Origin of the sequence: Acinetobacter stercoris, assembly GCF_900323515.1 — a bacterium.
Taxonomy (GTDB): Bacteria; Pseudomonadota; Gammaproteobacteria; order Pseudomonadales; family Moraxellaceae; genus Acinetobacter; species Acinetobacter stercoris.
Window position 1 is genome coordinate 1 of record NZ_OOGT01000371.1, and the last position, 1,626, is coordinate 1,626.

Here is a 1,626-nt window from a genome sequence, read left to right on the forward strand (position 1 = left end):
AAAATAGGTAACTTTGCACCCAAATAAACCATTATCATTCCCATAAAAACTTACACTTTTTATAGGATATTTTATTTATTTTGAAATTTTTTACCCTTTTCAGATAGTAAAAATCAGTTATTATTTTATCAATGTCGAAAATAAATGGATAAAACATGCAAGTACGCAATGATTGGAGCCGTGAAGAAATACAGGCACTCTATGACCAACCATTTTTAGACTTGGTTTTTAAGGCGCAACAAGTTCATCGTGAACACTTTGATGCCAATACAATTCAAGTCAGTACACTTCTTTCAATTAAAACGGGGAAATGTCCAGAAGATTGCAAATACTGCTCGCAGTCAGCTCACTATGACTCAAAATTAGAAGCAGAGAAACGTATTGCTGTAGAAAAGGTGATTAGTGAAGCTAAAGAGGCTTTAGCTTCAGGTTCATCTCGTTTTTGTATGGGAGCTGCATGGCGTAATCCACATGAACGAGATATGCCATATGTCATTGAAATGGTTAAAGAGGTAAAAGCTTTAGGGCTTGAAACCTGTATGACTCTAGGTATGCTCAATCAGTCACAGGCTGAGCGTTTAAAAGAAGCAGGACTGGATTATTATAATCACAACCTAGATACATCACGTGAATATTATTCTCATATTATCAGTACACGTACCTTTGATGACCGGCTGGATACACTTGATTTTGTACGTAAAGCTGGAATGAAGGTTTGCAGTGGCGGGATTGTAGGGTTAGGTGAAAATCGTAATGACCGTATCGGTTTACTACAAGAACTTGCAACTTTACCTGCACATCCCGAATCAGTTCCGATCAATATGCTTGTACCTATCGAAGGCACACCACTTGCTGATGTCGAAAAACTCGATGTCACAGAGTGGATTCGTACCATTGCTGTAGCACGTATCATTATGCCTACAAGTTATATTCGCCTTTCTGCGGGTCGGGAGGCACTTTCTGATTCAGATCAGGCTCTAGCATTTATGGCGGGGGCTAACTCTCTATTTTCGGGTGAAAAACTGTTGACCACACCAAATGCTGGCGAAGGTAAAGATAAACAACTGTTCAATAAACTTGGCTTAAAAGCAGAAAAAGCCAAACCAACAGTTGCCGAACTATCCGTTGATGCAATGGCGAGCTAATTGCTTTACCAATCTCTAAAAAGAACTAACCCAGTTAGTTAACAAAATTTAATCAGCCTGTCCTGATTCCCCCCAGTCCCTTCCTTTTAAAAGAAGGGACTGGAAAGATTTCAAAAAAAGTGTTACTCAGACAGACTTTTTATTTATTAAACCGAAGTAATGAGGATTCCATAACTGGCATTTAGATAACTGCCCTTTTTTATAATATCCATACCATTTGCATGCTCTACTTTCAATTCCTGCGTTACTACGTCATAGTGAAAAGAATCAAAACAATCTTGATGGTGACATAGCCATATCAATGTATCTGCCAGATTTTCATCAACAATATATGTCTGTGCCTTAAAATCTTTACTCATTCTAAAAATTTTTAAATTTAAGATTGAAATAGTTTAAACCAAGAAAATTACAAATGATTATTTTTATCCTAATAAAATTGAATATCATCATATCAAACCCATAATATGATGATATTTATAGC

Annotated in this window: 2 protein-coding genes; one reads left to right on the forward strand and one right to left on the reverse strand. The window is 36.5% G+C overall.

Annotated elements, in window-relative coordinates; all coding sequences use genetic code 11:
- Nucleotides 1-155: 155 nt before the first annotated feature.
- Nucleotides 156-1,145 carry a biotin synthase BioB gene (gene bioB / locus KPC_RS19580; protein ID WP_121975975.1) on the forward strand — a complete coding sequence of 330 codons (990 nt, stop codon included), beginning with the start codon at nucleotides 156-158 and terminating at the stop codon, nucleotides 1,143-1,145.
- 146 nt (nucleotides 1,146-1,291) lie between these two features.
- On the opposite strand, the gene KPC_RS19585 is transcribed toward bioB, so the two are convergent.
- Nucleotides 1,292-1,504: a hypothetical protein gene (locus tag KPC_RS19585; protein WP_121975976.1), complete on the reverse strand. Its 213-nt coding sequence runs from the start codon at nucleotides 1,502-1,504 to the stop codon at nucleotides 1,292-1,294.
- Nucleotides 1,505-1,626: the final 122 nt, after the last annotated feature.